This is a genomic window from Wolbachia endosymbiont of Atemnus politus (assembly GCF_013309895.1).
This window is the reverse complement of the sequence record NZ_JAAXCS010000004.1, coordinates 1-19,297: the sequence shown is the minus strand read 5'-3', so window position 1 is coordinate 19,297 and position 19,297 is coordinate 1. Positions and strand designations below refer to the sequence as shown.

The 19,297-nt window shown below is 35.8% G+C and carries 9 protein-coding genes and 17 pseudogenes; 12 read left to right on the top strand and 14 right to left on the bottom strand.

The features are described from left to right. Positions 1 to 411: 411 nt before the first annotated feature. From HET73_RS09755 to HET73_RS00555, 4 genes and pseudogenes are all read right to left on the bottom strand, one after another. A pseudogene (locus HET73_RS09755) lies at positions 412 to 1,068 on the bottom strand (DNA mismatch repair endonuclease MutL); the annotation flags it as partial. Between the two features lie 152 nt (positions 1,069 to 1,220). Next, positions 1,221 to 2,216: pseudogene (mutL, locus tag HET73_RS09750) on the bottom strand (DNA mismatch repair endonuclease MutL); the annotation flags it as partial. Between the two features lie 40 nt (positions 2,217 to 2,256). Next, positions 2,257 to 2,394, bottom strand: a complete 138-nt coding sequence (locus HET73_RS00560; protein WP_174133131.1) for an AIR carboxylase family protein — start codon at positions 2,392 to 2,394, stop codon at positions 2,257 to 2,259. Positions 2,395 to 2,648: 254 nt separating this feature from the next. Next, positions 2,649 to 2,975, bottom strand: a pseudogene (locus tag HET73_RS00555) (5-(carboxyamino)imidazole ribonucleotide mutase); the annotation flags it as partial. A 479-nt stretch (positions 2,976 to 3,454) separates the two neighbouring features. Between HET73_RS00555 and HET73_RS00550 the strand changes: the two are divergent. The 8 genes and pseudogenes from HET73_RS00550 (at position 3,455) to rpoD (ending at position 8,175) form a co-directional block, all read left to right on the top strand. After that, positions 3,455 to 3,755: pseudogene (locus HET73_RS00550) on the top strand (helix-turn-helix domain-containing protein). Between the two features lie 56 nt (positions 3,756 to 3,811). Next, positions 3,812 to 4,139: pseudogene (locus HET73_RS00545) on the top strand (DNA-directed RNA polymerase subunit omega). A gap of 173 nt (positions 4,140 to 4,312) precedes the next feature. Further along, complete coding sequence (locus tag HET73_RS00540) at positions 4,313 to 4,513, top strand: monovalent cation/H+ antiporter complex subunit F (RefSeq protein WP_246209584.1); 201 nt, start codon at positions 4,313 to 4,315, stop codon at positions 4,511 to 4,513. A gap of 6 nt (positions 4,514 to 4,519) precedes the next feature. Further along, entirely contained in the window at positions 4,520 to 4,807 is a 288-nt protein-coding gene (gene mnhG / locus HET73_RS00535; protein ID WP_174133874.1) for a monovalent cation/H(+) antiporter subunit G, read from the top strand. 1 nt (position 4,808) lies between these two features. Next, positions 4,809 to 5,382: pseudogene (locus HET73_RS00530) on the top strand (DUF4040 domain-containing protein). Continuing rightward, positions 5,375 to 5,803: pseudogene (locus tag HET73_RS00525) on the top strand (Na(+)/H(+) antiporter subunit B). Before HET73_RS00530 ends, HET73_RS00525 begins: the two co-directional pseudogenes overlap by 8 nt. Next, positions 5,790 to 6,100, top strand: a pseudogene (locus HET73_RS00520) (cation:proton antiporter subunit C). Before HET73_RS00525 ends, HET73_RS00520 begins: the two co-directional pseudogenes overlap by 14 nt. 136 nt (positions 6,101 to 6,236) lie before the next feature. After that, positions 6,237 to 8,175: pseudogene (gene rpoD / locus HET73_RS00515) on the top strand (RNA polymerase sigma factor RpoD). Positions 8,176 to 8,244: 69 nt separating this feature from the next. Here rpoD and HET73_RS09265 read toward each other — a convergent pair. The 3 genes and pseudogenes from HET73_RS09265 to HET73_RS09255 all read right to left on the bottom strand — a co-directional run bounded on the left by HET73_RS09265 (position 8,245) and on the right by HET73_RS09255 (position 9,486). After that, positions 8,245 to 8,376 (bottom strand): hypothetical protein, encoded by a 132-nt coding sequence (locus tag HET73_RS09265; protein ID WP_343033055.1) that lies wholly within the window; start codon positions 8,374 to 8,376, stop codon positions 8,245 to 8,247. Further along, positions 8,377 to 8,586 (bottom strand): annotated as a pseudogene (locus HET73_RS09260) (succinate dehydrogenase/fumarate reductase flavoprotein subunit); the annotation flags it as partial. A gap of 159 nt (positions 8,587 to 8,745) precedes the next feature. Further along, positions 8,746 to 9,486, bottom strand: a pseudogene (locus HET73_RS09255) (FAD-binding protein). 164 nt (positions 9,487 to 9,650) lie between these two features. On the opposite strand from HET73_RS09255, the gene HET73_RS00505 reads away from it, so the two are divergent. Further along, positions 9,651 to 9,932: an SET domain-containing protein-lysine N-methyltransferase gene (locus HET73_RS00505; RefSeq protein WP_174133873.1), complete on the top strand. Its 282-nt coding sequence runs from the start codon at positions 9,651 to 9,653 to the stop codon at positions 9,930 to 9,932. A gap of 117 nt (positions 9,933 to 10,049) precedes the next feature. On the opposite strand, the pseudogene HET73_RS00500 reads toward HET73_RS00505, so the two are convergent. The 4 genes and pseudogenes from HET73_RS00500 to HET73_RS09745 form a co-directional block, all read right to left on the bottom strand. After that, positions 10,050 to 10,582, bottom strand: a pseudogene (locus HET73_RS00500) (FAD-binding protein); the annotation flags it as partial. 938 nt (positions 10,583 to 11,520) lie between these two features. Beyond that, positions 11,521 to 12,117 carry a ribonuclease HII gene (locus HET73_RS00495; RefSeq protein ID WP_174133872.1) on the bottom strand — a complete coding sequence of 199 codons (597 nt, stop codon included), beginning with the start codon at positions 12,115 to 12,117 and terminating at the stop codon, positions 11,521 to 11,523. 6 nt (positions 12,118 to 12,123) lie between these two features. Continuing rightward, positions 12,124 to 12,819, bottom strand: a pseudogene (gene mraY, locus HET73_RS00490) (phospho-N-acetylmuramoyl-pentapeptide-transferase); the annotation flags it as partial. Positions 12,820 to 13,005: 186 nt separating this feature from the next. After that, positions 13,006 to 13,197, bottom strand: a complete 192-nt coding sequence (locus HET73_RS09745) for a hypothetical protein (protein WP_410543535.1) — start codon at positions 13,195 to 13,197, stop codon at positions 13,006 to 13,008. A 1,107-nt stretch (positions 13,198 to 14,304) separates the two neighbouring features. Between HET73_RS09745 and HET73_RS00480 the strand changes: the two genes are divergently transcribed. Continuing rightward, on the top strand, positions 14,305 to 14,781 hold the full coding sequence (locus HET73_RS00480; protein WP_174133871.1) for a hypothetical protein: 477 nt from the start codon (positions 14,305 to 14,307) through the stop codon (positions 14,779 to 14,781). 58 nt (positions 14,782 to 14,839) lie between these two features. Here HET73_RS00480 and ribD read toward each other — a convergent pair. Both ribD and dgt read right to left on the bottom strand, forming a co-directional pair. Beyond that, a pseudogene (gene ribD / locus HET73_RS00475) lies at positions 14,840 to 15,895 on the bottom strand (bifunctional diaminohydroxyphosphoribosylaminopyrimidine deaminase/5-amino-6-(5-phosphoribosylamino)uracil reductase RibD). Between the two features lie 23 nt (positions 15,896 to 15,918). After that, positions 15,919 to 17,106: pseudogene (gene dgt / locus HET73_RS09740) on the bottom strand (dGTP triphosphohydrolase). A gap of 48 nt (positions 17,107 to 17,154) precedes the next feature. On the opposite strand from dgt, the gene HET73_RS00465 reads away from it, so the two are divergent. Continuing rightward, a complete protein-coding gene (locus HET73_RS00465) occupies positions 17,155 to 17,604 on the top strand; it encodes a HesB/IscA family protein (RefSeq protein WP_174133302.1) in 450 nt (149 codons plus the stop codon). 32 nt (positions 17,605 to 17,636) lie between these two features. Beyond that, a pseudogene (locus HET73_RS00460) lies at positions 17,637 to 18,229 on the top strand (ABC transporter ATP-binding protein). A gap of 195 nt (positions 18,230 to 18,424) precedes the next feature. Here HET73_RS00460 and HET73_RS00455 read toward each other — a convergent pair. Beyond that, positions 18,425 to 19,107: pseudogene (locus HET73_RS00455) on the bottom strand (alpha/beta hydrolase). Between the last annotated feature and the right edge of the window lie 190 nt (positions 19,108 to 19,297).

Below are 19,297 nucleotides of genomic sequence, written 5' to 3'. Positions count from 1 at the left end.
CTTTCAAACATGGCGTTCTCTAATTCTAAAGGTCTAATAACCTCGACTCAGTTGCTTTTGAAGTCTCAATTATAAACGTTATGAAATTTACTAAACAGAAAAAAAGACAAAAGAAACTTAGGGCAGCTAGTTATTCACTATCATTTTATCAGTTGGCGTTTTTTAAATTTTTTTAAGCGCCCAAATAGGCGCAATTCACAGCACTAGTTATTAATGTAGACAACAATGTAAAAGACATGAGGTGCACATAGTGCAAAAAAATTAAACATGAGATGCAAGATACATAAGTTTTTTTGTCGTTTAATCTGTACAGAGAAGATAAATAATTAGCTTCATTTTTATTGTAAGGAGATTGAAGGGGGTTGTCAAGGGGTATTTAATCTGTTTTTATGGGCTGCTTGGATGACGAGGTCACCTGCGCTTAAATAATTTTTCAATATCACTTAGTTTCATCTCTATATAAGTCGGCCTCCCATGGTTACATTGGCCAGAATATGGCGTTTCTTCCATTTGCCTCAGCAGCTCATTCATCTCTTCTAACTTCATTTTTCTGCCTGCTCTAATTGATCCGTGGCATGCGATAGTGGCCAATATTTTGTTCACTTTATCCTCTATTTGTACTGTATCTTCTGTTTCCATTAATCTATCAACTATATCCGTAAGCATCTCTTTCACGTCTATTGCCCCCAAAATCGCAGGGATTTCCCTCACTATAACTTTATTCTCCGATTTGATTTCAATATCAAAACCCATTTCGAAAAGCTTATCTTTATAAATTTCAACCATCTCCATTCCAGCTTGGTTTCTAATTTTAACCACTTCAGGAAGGAGCAATTTTTGTCTTTTTATGCTTGATTTTTGTTTTAAGCATTCGTATACTAACCTCTCATGGGATGCATGCTGATCGACTATAATCAATTTGCTTCTAGCCTCAGCAACTATATATGTGTTGTAGACCTGACAGCGTGCAAACCCCATAGGATGGCTCTCTATCAAATCAATTTTCTCCCTTTCCAGAACCATAGTTTCCCTTTGTAGTGAGGTTTCTACATTTGGAGAAGTAAACTCTTTCATTAGCCGATTTTCTAAATGGCTTGGCCTTCTTTCGTAAATTTCTTTCTGACTTTTTGCTTCTTTGTTTTCCCCAGTATTAACATGCTTATCATTTCCTTGACTCTCATTAACCAAAGGTGGATATCTTAGTTCCTCTTCAATACCTCTCATTGTGCCTATTCTTGTCGACAATCCCTTAATTAACCCTCTCCTCACTATTTCATATATTAGCCTCTTATTCTGAAATCTTACTTCTGATTTATTTGGATGCACATTTACATCTACTTGATCATATGGTATTTCTAAGTGCAGCACTGCAAAAGGATACCTGTTACTTGGAATAAAATCATTATATGCATATCTGATTGCGCCAATAAGTAGGCTGCCCTTTGTGTTTTGTCTTCCGTTTACAAATGTATAGATCATGTCAGATTAACCACGATTGACAGTTGGTTTACATATGTTCCCTGTAAGTCTAACTCCGTTTTCTTTTCCTCAATATCCAGAGCATTTTCCTGAAACTCTTTTTCTATTTCACATAGTCTACTAAATAACGAGGTTTGCTTAGCGTATTTTAAGAGCTTTTTATTACCTGAAATGAGAATAAACCCTATTATATAATTTATCATTGCTAACTTGTTTACTATATCAACTATAGCTTGTGCTTCTGCTCTTTCGGTTTTCAGAAATTTTAGCCTATTTGATGTGGCAAAAAACAAATCACGAACTTCAATATTTGTACCTTGCGATAAAGAGTAAGGCATTACATCTCCTACTTTTTCTCCACCCTCATATCTTATAGACCACGCTTCATTTTCTCTAATTGCTTTAGACGATAACTTTATTCTACTTACTGCTGCTATTGAAGGCAGAGCTTCCCCTCTAAAGCCAAGGTGTTTGATTTCTATTAACTCATTATCACTTAATTTTGAAGTAGCGTGGCGCATAAACGCAAGTTCTAAATCATCCTTTTCTATTCCATTTCCATCATCTATCACAGTAATAAGATTGCGCCCACCGCTTTCTATTTTGATCTCTATTTCTGAACTTCCAGCATCTATTGCGTTCTCCACTAATTCCTTCACTACACTTGCTGGTCTCTCAATTACCTCTCCCGCTGATATACGGTTTATTGTTTTTGTATCTAAAAGAATTATTGCCATAAATTCATTATGATGTTGGTTTTTCTTTTACTGCTTCGGTTTATTTGCCTCTCCATTTCTTCAACCTATCAGCAACTTCACTCTTAGAAATTGACAATATAGATGCAGCGGTAATGGCAGCATTGAATGCTCCACTTTCCCCTATAGACATTGATGCCACCGGAATCCCCCTTGGCATTTGTACTTTATTTATTTATGCGTTTGGCTATCTACACAGCAACAAAATACTGGAAATCTTCTTGGTGTAGGCGAATCTCTTGCCGAGTGCCAGGGAAGCTGAAGGTTCTTGATGATCTCCTCCTTGGCTGTCTTGTCACTTCATCAATTGCCTGAACTGTCACCTGTTCAAATGTTCCACCAAGGCCACAATGGAGTTGTGCCCGGAATGAAAATCAGTCAGGCTCCTTATAATGATATCAGTCGGCTCATTGTTGGCATTTGTATTATCGATAATAGACTATCCAGCCCATTCAACTCTTTACTACGCACAGGAACACCTATAACAGGTAAGCAAGTAAGCGACGCAACCATAACGGGTAAATGAGCTGCTTCTCCTGCACCTGCTATGATAAGTTTAAAGCCCTTTTCTTGTGAGGACCTGGCAAAGTTGAAGAGCCTTTCTGGTGTTCTGCGTGCAGATATTATGTGCACGTCATGCAAAATTTCTAATGCTTTTAACATATCAACAGCATGAACCCTAGTGTTATAATCCGACTGACTTCCCATAATTACAGCAACATCTTTTTTCGTTTCTGCCATATTCAACATAATTTTACTTACTAGCTAAATAGTGTTTCAGCTAAAAAGCAACAAATATTTAAATTACATTATGAATATAATGTACGGCATTCTCGTTAAAATAGAAACTTTATCTACATTAAGGCACAGAGCCCTTTATGAGCGAATCGAAAAAATTTATATTCTAAGTCTTGTAGTTATTACTTTTCATGATATGAATAATCTTTTTAGGTAAAATGATAGTTTAAAATTAACATAAATTTAATAAAAATATCAATAAGCGACAAGCTTAAAGTTTTACGTATTAATATCATATTTTATTTTTAGTATAATTAGTATTTTTAGTATAAATTATATGATATTAATACTTTGAGATATCAGATTTATGTTGTAATGTTTTACAAAGTTCTTGATAGTGGGTGTAAAAAGATTATGGAAAGTTCTTGATAGTGGGTGTAAAAAGATTATGGAAAGTTCTTGATAGTGGGTGTAAAAAGATTATGGAAATAATATCATTAAACAATAATTCATGCAATGTAGAAATAAAAAAGAAGTTGCTTGACATAATAAGCAAAGTTATAGAGAAAAATTCTTGGACTCAAGCGCATGCAGCCGAAAGACTAGGTGTTGATCAAATCAAAGATATCACAAATCAAAAATGGCAAAACAGATGGTTTCTTTTTAGAGCGGTTGTTTGGGTTCCTCAAAAAATTTGACCACGAAATAACAATTACGATATCAGAGAATCGAGCAGTAAAACCCGAAGTAGAAAAGGCAAAACATGAAGTTAAGTCTAAATAGATACAAGTTGACATCTTGTTTTTTGTGATATAGTATAAAACTTAAGGTAGTATTTTATGGCTGAGTCTGTTATAGAAAAATGTACAGAGCAGGTGAATAATCGTTTTAAATTAGCTCTGACACATGATTTAAATACAGGAGCAAGCAATCAAATTCAAGCAACTAAATTAAAGGGCCATAAAAATACTATCATTTCTTTATACGAAATAGCAGAGAAACAGGTAGACGCTCATGAGCTATTTAGCCTTTTGGTATGCAGATGTGAAAGGAAATATGAGTAATGTTTACATAAATGACGCTAGTAAGCTAGAAAAACTACTAAACTTTTCTGATGATCAATTTAGCATGGATTCTGATGTAGATCAAGAAAGTACCGATATTTAGGATGATGAAATGGAAAACGAAATAGATGATCAAGGTAGTGAAGAAACAGATTTTGAAATAGAAAATGAAATAGATGATCAAGATAGTGAAGTAGATGATGAAGAGTAAATCAACTACTGAGATTTATAAATGATTCACATTGCTGTTTATGTACTACTGTTTGTATTAGTGTAATGTCATATCGTATAGTGTCTAAGCTGAGCAATATTTACGATAAGGTACTAGCATTCAACAATTTCTCAACACAAGCAGTTTTGTTTATAACAGCAATATCGATTATTCTGAGCAATTTCTTTTTGCTTGATATAGCGTTAGTGTACGCCAGCATTAGCTTTATGTCAACTATAGCACTAATGAGATTAATGTTGATTTGATAATTTATGATTGGGTTTATATTCATATTATTGGGCGCTTGTTTGGTCATTATTTCAACCATAGGGGTAATCAGATTTCCTGATTTTTACACTAGGTTACATGCAGCAGGTATTACAGATTCTAGCGGTGCAATTTTGTTGTTAGTTGGTTTTGCTCTGCAAAATGAATTTTCAACCAATTCTGTTAAAATTATGTTATTGATTCTTATAATATGGATAGCTAACTCACCTTACAGTTATATTTTAGCGCGCACTTATTATAAAAATAAGGAAAAGACTATTAAAGAAGATTAAGATGTTAGAAATACTGAATGCAACATTACTAGGGCTGTTACTGACGGTTACGGTTTTATAGTTCTTTCAAAACACTTAGTTGTAAGCGGCGTTCTAATGTGTACATTTAGTTCACTCATTGCACTTATGTACTTAATCATGAACGCACCCGATGTTGCAATCACTGAAGCTTCAGTTGGTGCAGGACTGAGTACAGTTTTTACGTTTGCTGCACTTTGTCTGATAAAGAACCATAAAGTAAATTTATCTCACAACCCTATAACACTTTTGTCTATGTTATTTTTAGCTGTATGTTTATCATACTTTATGATTCAATTACCAGATTTTGGCAGCCATGATGCTCCAATTCACTTGCATGTTGCTCCTTATTATGTAGAAAATACTGTAAAGGTTGTTGGCATTCCTAACATAGTAACAACTATTTTAGCAAGCTTTCGTGGTTTTGACACGTTTGGAGTTATAGTAGTTATACTATAGTATATACTATAGTAGTACTAGTATATACTATAGTAGTTTTTACCGCTGCACTTTGTATAACATTGATATTAAAAGAAGAAGAAAAAGAAAATGATTAAAGATCCGGTATTAAATGCAGTAACATTTTTGATTGTACCTTTTATCATTCTATTTGCTTTATACATACAATTTCACGGTGACTAAACTCCAGGTGGAGGTTTTCAAGCAGGAATAATTATTGCTTCCGGAATAATACTATACTCAATGTTATTTGGTATAGTCACGACTTTAAAGGTAATACCCCACACTGTGATTAAATTTACTAATATGCTAGGTATTTTAATCTACGGAGGAGCAGGTATTACAACAGTTTTGCTTGGCAAAAGTTTTTTATCTTATGGTATATTATCAGCCAATAACGTTACTGGTCAAAAATTGGGTATGATTTTGGTAGAATTAGGTGTAGCACTTACTGTTTGTTCTTCCATGTTAATCATATATATAAGCCTTGCTCGTAGAAAAAACAATGACATTATATAACTATGCAATTATTATTATGTTAATACTGCTAGGCCTGTACATTACCATAAATGATAAAAATTTAATCAAGAAAATGATAGGAGTAAGCGTTTTTCAAGCATCTGTTTTATTATTTTACATATCTTTAGAGTATATAAAAAACTCTTTGCCTCCTATACTGGTTTCAAATTTTATTTATATAGTAATCCTATACCACATGTTTTAATGCTCACTGTCATAGTAGTTGGAATTGCACCATTTTCAGTTGGATTGTCTATAGCAGTAAAAATAGAAGAAAAATATGGAACAATTGACTAAGACAAGTGTATGTGAGTTAACAGTATCTTAAACTATATGAAGTAACAAGTAGTCAAAAGTAAACTAAGACCATAGATTTGCTTGTTGTAAGCCTATTTACTAATAAGAAATAATTTTTTTGATTATAAAGGTAGTGATGTCAACTACTAATAACGCAGAAGATAAGAAAAAAATTATTAGAGATCTTGTAACCAAAAGTATAAGAAAGGGTGGTTTTATCACTTTCGACGATATACATAATAAATTGTCAGACGAAAATTTCTCGTCTGACTTCATAGATGATACTATATCTCTATTGCAAGATTGCGGGATCAACATACTCGAAAGCAGTGAAGAGGAAGAAGATTCATCTTCTAATAGCGATTATGGTAAATTAGATGATGACGATACATTGTCGAACGCTGCTACGACTTTAATACAAATTAACGATCCGGTAAGAGTTTATTTACAAGACATGAGCTCCGTAAAGCTTTTATCAAGGACACATGAAATTGAGATAGCAAAAAAAATTGAATCTGAAAAGCATAATATGCTGCGTGCAATAATTGAAACATCAGTAACATTAAAAATGATAAAAACATGGCGCGACGATTTGAGTAGTGGAGTTCTCTTACTGAAAGAAATTATAGACCTGGATGCTATTTATAATTCTGATTTTAATGCCTTACCCAGAGAAGAAAGTGAAGATATTTCTGAGGATGCCACAGGTGATGAACACTGGAATATGATAAAACAGATGATAAAGATGACGAAACGGATGATAAAAAAGACGATGATGAGCAAGAAAGCAGTAACGAAGATATAAGCTCAACAAACTTAAATGTTTCTATTCTTGAAATGGAAAATGACCTATTGCCTAAGGTCATAGTTGTACTAGACAATATAATTACTTTAGCAAATGAAGAATTGGTATTAAGAAAAGATCCCTCTAGCGAATCAGCATATAAAGATTAATATAATCAAATATGGTCCATAGCTCTACAAATCAAACTAAGTGATGCTGCTGTCGCTAGAATTACACAAAAACTCTATAATATAAATAGATCTATCATGCTTGAGGAAGCCAATCTTATTTCCGAGGCTAAAAAATACGATATCGACAGAGAAAGGTTCTACAAAGTTTACTATAATGCACTTCTAAAGGACAGGTTAAAAGATGTAACCCTTTCAAAAATTAATAAAAATCTATCTTCTTTTACAGACGAACTAAAAAACAAATTTATAAAGTTTATAGAAGACAACTTCGAGCATATAACTAATATCTTAAATGACATTAGGCAATACATATATGAAGATAACGTGCAAGAGTTTAAGGAGTTAATCAAAAGGATACAAAAACATGAACGAGAAGTCTCCGAAGCAAAGCAAGAGATGATTAAAGCTAATTTGAGGTTGGTAGATTCCATGGCTAAAAAATACTCGAATAGAGGTCTTGCTTTGCTTGATTTGATACAAGAAGGCAACATTGTTCTTATGAAGGCCGTGGATAAATTCGATTACAAACGTGGATACAAATTTCAACTTATGGAACTTGGTGGGTAAGGCAATCAATCACTAGAGCAATACCTGAGCAGTCTAAAGTAGTTAGAATACCGGTTCATATGGTAGAAATTATCAGCAAAATCAACAGAACACTAAGAAAGTTAACTCATGAAATGGAAAGAGAGCCTACACTAGAGGAATTGAGTACGGAACTTGGAATGCCTTTAGAAAGAATACGTAAGGTTATGAAAATATCAAGGGATCCTGTAAGTCTTGAAGCCCCAACGGGAAAAGATGATAGTAGTACCTTTGGTGATTGTATAGAAGATAAACGAGTCTCAAAGCCAGAAGTTGCTGCAATACTCGCTGACCTGCGCGGTATTACAACCAATGTTCTTGCCACTTTAACACCAAAGGAAAAAAGAATTCTAAGAATGCCCTTTGGCCTTGGTAAAGACGGAAAGGAACACACGTTAGAAGAAGTTGGAAGAATCTTCAATGTAACACGCGAGAGAATTAGGCAAATAGAAGCAAAAGCTCTGCGCAAATTAAAACATACAAGTCGCGTTAGAAAACTTAGAGAGTTCCTTTAAGAAAATAACCATATGTATTCATGTATTCGCTAAGAATACAATGGCAGTTGGAAGTATTCAGTGATATAACTAGTAAACCCTCTTCTCTGGCGCTATGAAATCAATCTCATCGCTCAGAGTTTTTTCAGCAACTTTCTTGTAATCAATTTTTACATTGATCTGGCCTTTCTTTTCTTCGAGCCACGCTTTAGTGTGCTTCATTCAGTTTTTGTCATCACGCTTAGGAAAATCTTCACGTGCGTGAGCACCTCTGCTTCCCTCACGGTTGGCTGCGCATTCCATAGTAATAACTGCTTGTGGGATCATGTTGGCAAGTTCCAGTGCTTCAACTAAATCACTATTCCATATCATACTACGATCTTCAATTGCTGTATCAATCATCATTTTTGCTACCTTTTTTATAGTTTTTTGCCTTCTTCTTAAACTTCAGCAACACGGAACACTGATGCATATTTTTGCATGGTATGTTGCATTTCGCTGCGTATCTTCGATACTCTGAACTTTCCGAAGGCAAATCGCATTTTATTAAGCCTAGCTACTATCCAGTCTGTGAAATCTGAGTGCAGTTTTTTATGTGATGCGTTGGGCTTTAGCTTCTCTTTTGCTTTGAGCGTTGCAGCTCTGCCAAAAAACCACAAGATAAAAAAGCGAATTAGAACCAAGTCGATTTGCACCGTGCACAGAAACACACGCAGCTTCTCCAATTGCAAACAGCCCATCTACTACTTCTTCCTTGCCTTTATTCAGTGTAATTACTTCTCCATGATAATTAGTTGGAATGCCACCCATATTGTAGTGAACAGTTGGAATGACTGGAATCGGATCTTTAGTAACATCAACCCCCGCAAAACTCTTCTGGATCAAGGTGTGCTATAGTTAAACTGTACATATGATCTTTTTTCGGGCCAATGCCTCTGCCTTCCCTAATTTCAATTGTTATTGCGCGACTCACCACATCACGAGAAGCTAAATCTCTTTTGTTTTCGGTGCGTAACGTTCCATAAACCTTTCGCCCTGAGAATTAACAAGGTATCCCCCTTCACCGCGACATTCTTCTGCCATCAAACACCCTGAGCCATATATTCTTGTTGGATGAAATTGCACAAATTCCATATCCTCAAGTGGCAATCCAGCTCTTATCACCATGCCATTACCATTATCTGTGCAGGTATGTGCACTGGTTGCAGAGAAATAAACACGTCCATATCTACCTGTTGCCAATACCACCGAATGTGCGCGAAATTTATGCAATGTGCCGTCGCACAGCGTCCAGGCAAGAACTCCGCAGCATGCTCCGGTTTCACTATCCATTGGGGAGGATGGAGACAGCCTTCACGTGGCCCTCCCTGTGAGTAGTGTAGCCGTTTTCTACCCAGAATACGGCTGCATGAAACTAATGTCTCCAAACAGGCGTCCAAAGGCCTAGTGTCTCCTGGACTTCAAGCAGAAACTAGGGACTAGCGGCTTCCTCAAGTTTGCCAGGAGTAGAATCCACGACTGGGGCTGCTTTTGCCCTGGAACCCATTGCAGCAGATGACATGGTCATTGATTATGTGGGCCAGGTGATCCGGAATGTTATAGCTGACATCCGGGAAGTCAAGTACCACCGCATGGGCATTGGATCCAGCTATCTGTCCCGAGTGGACCACGAGACCATCATTGATGCCACCACCGTGGGAAATCTGTCTCACTTCATCAACCACAGCTGCAATCCCAACTGCTACGCTAGGGTGATCATGGTGGAGGGCCAGAAGTAGATCGTCATCTACTTGAAGCAAGCTATCAACGTCAACGAGGAGATCACCTACGACTAAGTTCCCCTGGAGGAGACCAAGATCCCCTGTTTGTGTGCCATACGAATAAATAAATAAACTATCCATGATTAAATCAATTGCAAAGTATTCTACAAAGAATGCAGCATTGAATTTAAGACATTGCTGTATAGGGTATGAAGAATTGCGTGCCCGGTTTTGTCTGCTGCTGCACAAGTGCGTTGCGCTGATTTTCCTTTACCAAAGTGAGTTGTCATTCCACCAAAGGCACGCTGGTATATTTTGCCATCTTCTGTACGTGAAAAAGGTACGCCAAAATTTTCAAGTTCAATGACAGATTTAGCGGCGTTTTTACACATATATTTTATTGCATCCAGATCACCGAGCCAGTCTAAGCCTTTTATTGTGTCATACGCATGCCAGCGCCAATCGACCTCAGCAATATTTCCTAAAGCTGCACTGATCCCGCCTTGTGCAGCAACTGTATGACTGCGTGTAGGGAAAACTTTAGAAATGCAAGCAACTGGAAAATAAGTTGCAGCCATTCCAAATGTCACGCTGAGCCCTGCTCTACCTGCACCTACTACCACTACGTCATACTCATGTTCCACAATCCCATACGCTGATTTATCTATATTTGATTATTTCATAACTACAGGTTGATGGTACCACAGAAGTGAAAAAATCTATACAAGTTTTCTAGACTCTGTGGACAAAAAATATAAAGAGAGAGATAAAAAGCGGTAGTTTAACCAAATGAATATAAAAATGGAGAAACTACCGAATGGGATATTATATAAAAGAAGGAAATTGGGAACAAATTTTAGAGTTCATAAAAAGTGTAAAAGAAATGCATAGAAAGGACGAAAAACGATTAACATAGAAGCGGTGTTGCGCGAAGTAATGGCGGCTCTTCCCATGGCAATTAAAGAAGCGTACATAAACAATTTAAGAGATGGTGCGAAAAGGATATTTGGAAAAATTCATTGGAGTGCATAAAACAAGAACCAGATTTAGAAGCTGTCAAAATTTACGGTACCGAGGTTGGATATATAAAAGACTCCAAGAGGCTTTAGGACGGAGCAAAGGGGAACCATGCGCTCGTTTTGGAAATCCACTTAAATTCACTCTGACTCCTGGTCAAAGAAATAAAATTACTCAGGCACCAGCGAAAATATCTACAACTCTACTGCTGATAAGGACCACATGCTTTTGTTTGAAGATAAGGGGTGTACAGCCACTAAAACGGAATAGAAAAGTGTAAAGGTATTACGATGAGCATATCTGCAAAATTTGATTGAGTGCTTTTTTAGTAAAATTTAGGCGTATTTTTTCTCGCTTTGATAAAACTGCTATAGTTTATTTGGGTTTTTTGAACTTCGTTGCTACCCTCACATGGCTTCTCTAAAATTTTATTCACAGAATCTAGAATTTTTACTATTCTCTCAAATGTTGCTCCCTGTTATCGTCGAAATTTTTCTCCTTCTAACTATTCTATTTCCTTTTATTTCATCCTTTTAAATGCTTGATCTTACTCTACCTCTGACAATTTTGAAAGAAGTCTATTGTCCGTTCAGCAGAGTTTCAAAATAGGTGCAAAGTTTTTTCTATGATGTTCTGTAATACCATAGATGTTTATAGCTTCTATGTGCTCTTTTGTTCCATATCCTTTATTTTTATACCAATTATACTCCGGATATTGGGTATGAAACTTCTGCATCAGTTGGTCTCTTGTAACTTTTGCAATGATCGAAGCTGCTGCAATTGATATGCTCAAACTATAGCCCTTTATTATGGACTTTACTTGCCATTTTACCTTAGGTGGCTGATTACCATCAACTAGCACATAATCTAGTTCATGACCTAAGTCTATCAACGCACGCTGCATTGAAAGTTTTGTTGCCAGCAAAATGTTGTACGAATTTATTTCTTCAACGCTCGCTATCCCTATATCAAATTTTGCAACAGACGTTATTTTTTCATATATCATTTGCCTATATTTAGCAGTCAAATTTTTTGAGTCGTTAATTCTTTCAATGATTATATTCCTTTCAGTAAATACCACTGCTGCAGACATTACTGGACCAGCTAGCGGGCCCCTTCCAACTTCGTCCACTCCTGCTATTACTCCTGATAATTTATTTTCTAATGTAAAATCAGGATATATCATAAGTTTCTATAACAAGAAAACTACAGTAAAGATTGAACAAATATTGGCAATGAACCAAAATTTCACAACTATTTCATTTTCCGACCATCCCCTCTTTTCGAAATGATGATGTATTGGTGTCATAAGAAAAATCCTCTTTCCTTCTCCATGTATGAATTTTGTGTATTTAAAATATAATACCTGAATAAAGACAGACAAAGTCTCCATTACAAAGATTGCTCCAATAACAGCAAAAAGCACTTTCATTTTAATTAAAACGCTAGTTAACCCTAAAGCTGCACCGATTGACAAACTGCCAATGTAACCTATAAATATTTTTGCTGGATGTGTATTAAACCACAAGAAATTTAAAATCGCTCCTATAAACGCAATGCAGAATAAAATGATGTTCATGTCTGCTTGAGTCAGATATGTAACTAGTCCCAAAGAGACAAAAGAAGTGATAGCTTGAGTTGCAGAAAGGCCATCAAGGCCATCCGTAAGATTTACAGCGTTAGCAGAGCCGACAATCACAAATGCATCAAAAGGAACATAGAGGTAGCCAAAGTCGATTATTACTCCTTTAAATAGGAACGTTTTTGTAAAATCTTCAGTAAAGTACAATTTAAACATAGATATACCAACCAGAATTACAATAAATTGGATAAGTATTTTGGTTTTTGCGCTTAAACCCTGAGGATTATTTGTTTTTAACTTTAAATACAACAACATCCTTTATACAGCTATTATCCAGGCTTGCCCAGGTTAGCTGTTTGCCCCAGGATAAAACTTATCCATGGGGACTTAGATGGAGCAAAGTTAGGGTTTTAATGGCCGGATGCCCTTCCTGACGCCAACCCCCTCTTTTAGTCGCCTTTTACGACACGCAGAGGATACGGTGGTCCTATTCTACCCCCAGACCACAGGGGTAATTGTTTTTAATTTTAAATAATCGTCAATAAATCCAATCAGAGCAAAAAATAGAGTTATAAACACCAACAATAGAATCTCTGGCGTTAACTGAGTCCAAAGTAGAATTGGTAATAAAGAGGAAATCAGTATTACTATACCGCCCATAGTGGGAGTATTTCTTTTTGTAATTAAATGACTTTCCGGTCCGCATAACCTAATTGGTTGCCCATCTTTTTTGATTTTTTTAGAAGCTTTATAAAATAAGGATAAAGAACAAACCCGAAAATGAACGAGGTGAAAAATATTTTTGTAGGTAAGCCCATTTTATTTAAATTGAGTATCATATAAGCAAACGATGATTTGATCATATCTGATAGGTTATTTTGTACCAAGTTCTTTCAAACAAATTGATGAATTATTTTATAAGTCGTTGATACCAACATGTATGATATAGAAACAGGTCAAAAAATAGAGTTATTATTTAAATTGTATAAGAGCCATATAGCTAAAAGGAAGGCCATACAAAGTACTATGTGAATTAGATTGTCTGCAATGTAGCACTTTTCTTGTCATTCCAGTACTGGCCTGTTGGTCTCAAATGCAGGTTGAAAACTGGGCTGGAATGACAGCCCTTTCTTTTCACCCAAGTACTCCTCTCCTTTCATCAAAGTAGCGGACACTGGTTCCTTTATGATGGTGTCATCCAAGTAGCGGACACTGGGACCCAGTTTAATAATAAATATTAAAAAATTCACTAGTCCGAAAAAAAGGTAAAAGGATCCCTGGTCATTGTCTATTTCCAGTATCGGCGTTCTTTAAGTCTTAAACACTGCAATTTAGCGACTTTTAAACTGCAATAGATCTTACTTTAAATATTAATAAATTTACCAAGTAGAAAAAAAGGCAAAAGAAACCTAGGGCAGCTAGTAATCAAATCCTCCCTTGTTCTATTTGACGTTCTTTACTTTCTTAAACAGCTCGTTTCAGCTTATATAGGCATAAAATTTATAGAGAAGTGCAAAATTTTAAAATGAGACGCCTAATACAAAGTTTCCTTTGTCGTTTTATCTGCGGATTGCGAAGATAAATCAATAGCTTCATTGTTATTATAATGAGATTGAAGGGGATTGTCAAGGGTTTTTTTTAGCATTTTATCTGTTTTTATGGTTTAAAAATCTGAAGCTGCGTATAGTCGATAGGAGGCAGCTAAAATTATATTTGCAAAAAAATACTTTGATTGGTATGCTAATATGTGTATATGCTAGATTAATTTAAGGCCCATTAAGGAGGGTTATTATGAGCATATGGAAGTGGGGAAACACGGTGCACATAACAAAAATGGGCATTGAAGGTACAGTTGCACTTGCATCTTTAGCGGCAGCAATAACAACAGTATTGATTGCTGCTAATATAGTTGCTGCACCTGAATCTTTGGCGCTTATTATCACGATTGTTGACCCTATTGGAATTGCAGCTCTATTTCTTATCGCTGTATATTTTGCCACACTGGCTTATTGTTCGTATAAGAAAATGCACAAGAACGAAGAAATAAATGGAGCTGAGACATCTGGAAATGTTGGAGAAACTAAAGTAACAATTGAAAATGTTAGAAAGGAAATCGAAGTAAAAACCGCAAATTTAGCTACCCAAGCTGATCTGGATAAAAAAGATGACAAGGGTGAAATTATATCAACAGTGCTTGATGGATTATCTGAAGATAGCGTTCAGCAGCAATTTAAGCAGAGTCTTGGTTTACAAGAGAAAGTAGCTTGACCTATTACAAGAGGTAGATTTTCTACCTCTTTCTTTATAGTCAAGCATATAAAAGCTACTATAATCTATCCCAAACCTCGACTATATCTTTATCAAAGTCTATTACTTCTGCTTTTTTGAATCGGTAGCAGCCGTTGATGGATTGAATTCCTAAGTCTCCTACAAAAGGAATGGCGTCATTACCTAAAATTTTACCACTACGGCAGACTATCAGCCTGTCGATTAAATTACACTTCAGTAGCTCTGTGATTAAGATCCCTCCACCTTCAACTAATACCCTTCTTATACCGATTTCTGAAACAAATTTTGATGCCATGTCTTTTAGGCAGATTTTGCCCTCATCGTTTGAGTCTACTATTAAATGGCTGACATTTTCTATTTTTTCTCTTACTTCTTTGTTAGTAATCACCCAAGTTATTATTTTATCTGCAGTCTTTGCAATATTATGCTCTTGCTTTAACTTTTCTTGGCTGTCGATAATTAGCCTTACTGGCGATCTATCTTCAAAATCTGGTAATCTGCAAGTTAACAGTGGATCGTCGTTAATTAGGGTGTTGCTGCCGATCATGATTGCGTCATATTTTGTTCTAAGCTCGTGTACCCAATTTCTTGTATTTTTGCTAGTTATTCATTTGCTATCACCTATGAATGTTGCGATTTTACCATCGAGAGTTGTTGCGACTTTGCAAGCTATAAATGGTCTATGTAATCTCTGAGTAGTGAAAAAGCCAATGTTCAATTTTTCTGCTTCTTTTTGCATAATGCCTTGCTCAATTTTAATTCCCGCTTCCACTAGAGCTTTAATGCCTACACCTGAAACTCTTTTATCGGGGTCGATTGTTGCAATTACTACTCTTTTTATTCCAGCCCTTATGATTTCTGTAGTGCAAGGTTTCGTAACTCCAAAGTGGCAACATGGTTCGAGAGTAACGTACATAATTGCACCGTGAGTAGAATTTTTTGCATTTTGCAGAACAACTATTTCTGCATGGGGACGCCCACCGATTCCTGTGCAGCCCTCACCAACTACCACACCATCTTTTGCAATGACACACCCAACGGCAGAGTTTGGAGCAACACTTCCAAGAACTTTTTCTGCAAGTTTTAGTGCAATTCACATGAAGTGGTCATCAGTCATTAGAAAGTAGTCATTTCGTATGAAGTGTCAAAAATTCTTCTGTGCTCGTGTATAGCAAATTTATCTGTCATGCCTGAGATATAGTCACATATTATTACTGAACGCTCGAATTCATAGACGAGCTTGTTCCACTTGCTTGTTCCACGAGCTTGTTTCATTAAAGCATTGAAAAAGATCCTATACTATACGTTTTGCTTTGTTCATCGTTCTATTGAGTTTATAGCTTCTGTATATATTTTCCATGTTGAATTTTTTCATTTCTTTTGTAGCGTTTGCCACTTCTGGTGAGAACGTGACTAGCATTTTATTTAAACTTCTATACATCTTCTATACTTTTTATTTTGTGATTTTCAGTATATTTTTAGTCTGAGAAACAACATCACTTATCATAATTCCTATGGTTCTACTAAGTGATTCATGTATGAGTTTACACTATGGCATTTTTGAATATCTACTCTTTGCGTCTTTAAACGATTATCCAATTTAAGGAATATCAAACAAGTCTTCTACAGTCACTAAATTTGCCCTGAGTGCATCCACAAGGTCATGAACACCGTATGCAATATCATCAGCAATTGAAGCAACTTGTGCCTCAATGCTTGAAAATTCTTCAAGTTTTAAATCATATTTGTTGTTGTATCCTATCAATAGTTGATTACTTGCATGGGATACTGCATTCTAACCAAGCAAGGGGTCATTATGCTTTGCAACTCTTTCTACCACCTCCCAGCTTAGATTCATACCATCAAAGTCAGCATGTTTATGTTCAAGGTAAGTTAAAATCCTTATAGCCTGAACGCTATGGTCAAATTCATACTTCTCGCTATCAAGATTCAAATCAGGAACTGATTTCTTTAGAGCATCCTCTCCTGTGTGGTCAAATGGAGGATGACCAAGGTCATGTGCAAGTGCTATACATTCAGTAATATCTTCGTCTAAACTGAGTCTACGTGCGATAGATCTTGCAATTTGCGCAACTTCAAGGCTATGAGTAAGCCGAGTACGATAGTAATAATGCTCATAATTGATGAAAACTTGTGTTTTGTACTCCAATTTTCTAAACGCATTAGAATGGATAATGCGATCTCGATCTCGCTGCGGGTTTCATCTTCTGGTTCCTTGAAATATCTTCCTTTCGTCTTGTTTGGGAAACACGCATAACTTAATAGAAAATTATTGTTTAACATGTAAAATTTCAACTATAATTAAATTATCAATAATAAACGGTGCTAACTATGTCAACAAATTACAATATTAGCTTAACTGACAATGTGTTAAAGAAAATTAACTCTCTTGTGGAGCAGGAAGAAGATAAGGGTTCTTTTTTGCGAGTTGCAGTTTCAGGTGGCGGATGTTCTGGCTTCAAGTACAATTTTCTTATGGATCAGGTGAATAAGAATCCATCTATGAGCGATGATGACTATGATGATGAATTTGATGACGAAGATGATGACTATGAAGACAGCGAGGATTATAGGGGTCACTCTAGTTTCAGTAAAAAAAGTAAAGATATAGTAGTTCATGATGAAAATGGAAATCCTGTATTAATGGTCGATAATTGTTCAGCAAAATTTTTGAATAACTCAGTTATAGATTATACTGAAAGTCTAAGTGGTTCTGGTTTTCAAATAAAAAATGCTCTTGCTAAGTCTCGGTGTGGATGTGGTAACAGCTTCTCAATTTAATTACTGCCAGATACCAGCTGGATATTGTAAACATGGGTAGTAATGTAGCATTAGAGCTGATTTCTATAGGTAAAAGTTTCAAAAAAAGTCCTGCTTTCATAGAAAATATCAACATGAGGGTTACAAAAGCACAAGTGGTTGCATTAATTGGCAGTTCGGGATCAGGAAAAACAACTATATTGCAAATTGCAGGTTTACTGGATAAGCCAACTTCAGGCTTGTGTATCAATTTCACTATTTGTTGCAGGAGTTATCAGTATTGGAAAATGTTATTCTTCCTCAGCTTATTGCAGGAAAAAGCAAGACTGAAGCGACAAAGAATGCGCAGACAATATTGGAAAAATTTGGTCTAGAAAACAAAGCGAGCAGTATGATATCTGAAATTTCTGGTGGAGAAAGGCAAAGGATTGCAATTGCAAGTATTGTAAATTCTCCAAAGCTTTTACTTGCAGATGAACCAACAGGCAATTTGGATCCAACAAATTCTTTGAATGTGTTTTTGCTGTTATATTCATATGTAAAGGAAAATAACAGCTCTATGCTTATAGTAACACACAATCATCTCCTTGCAGAAAAAGCAGACTGTGTCTTACAGTTAAAAGATGGATCGCTAGTAAAATTGTAAATAGTTATATTAGAGTCTATTTACCTTGTACTCACCCAGCCAATGGTCATTAATAGGGTATAGCTTGCAAGAAGTACTTTCGTTTCCTTGTATACACGGACTTTTTAGCTTGCGCGGTGAACAACCTCCCTGTAGTGCAAGGGTAGCTAGAGTACATAGTAGTAATTTCTTAAACATAATCAAACCTTTCTCTGATTAAACATACTCTCTTATTCTTACCTCTTTTTTGACCTTTTGAAAAGAAATAGCTGCACTACTCAAACGCAGTTTTATATAACCATCTATGATTTTAGTTACCTCTTCTTCTTTATCTCTTAAAAAGTGGTTGGTATCATCTATTATGTGGTATTCCATGTAATCGCTTTTTGCTGAGATTATCAGCCTTGTTGCTAGTTCTGTTACATCGCTTTCTTCTGAAATTGTATCGTTACTGCTTTGTATTATAAGCCCAGGAACTGGACAAGGAGAAAGAAAGGAGAAATCATATTTAGTTGCCGGAAGAGAAAGAGCAATAAAACCAACTATCTCAGGTCGGCGCATTGTTAGCTGCGTATCCACCCATGCTCCAAAAGAAAAACCAACTACCCAAATTGGAACGTTGCTAGGATTATGCTCCTGAAGCCAATCAATAGCCACCGCAGCGTCAGTTAATTCTCCTATGCCCTTATCAAAAGTTCCAGTGGATTTTCCCACACCGCGAAAGTTAATTTTCAATGCAGAAAATTTGTAATTAATAAAAGATGTGTATATACTGTGTATCATTTTACTATCCATATTACCGCCATACTGAGGGTGGTGATGTAAAATTAGTACAACGGTGCAGTAGCTTCCTCGCTTTGGTGATACTCACCTTCGATCTTTTTTGCTGCGTTATTCAAAAAATTCTACCATGGTAGCTCCTAATAAAAACCTATACAATAGACATGTAAATTATGTATATATTAATTATGTATTAATTTCACTGTTTTTGCAATAAGTTCTTTACTGTTCTAAGCTAATATATATGACTGTTGTAGCCAGTAGTAAAGAATTTTTCTAATAAAATGATAGATAAATAAATCTTCAAGT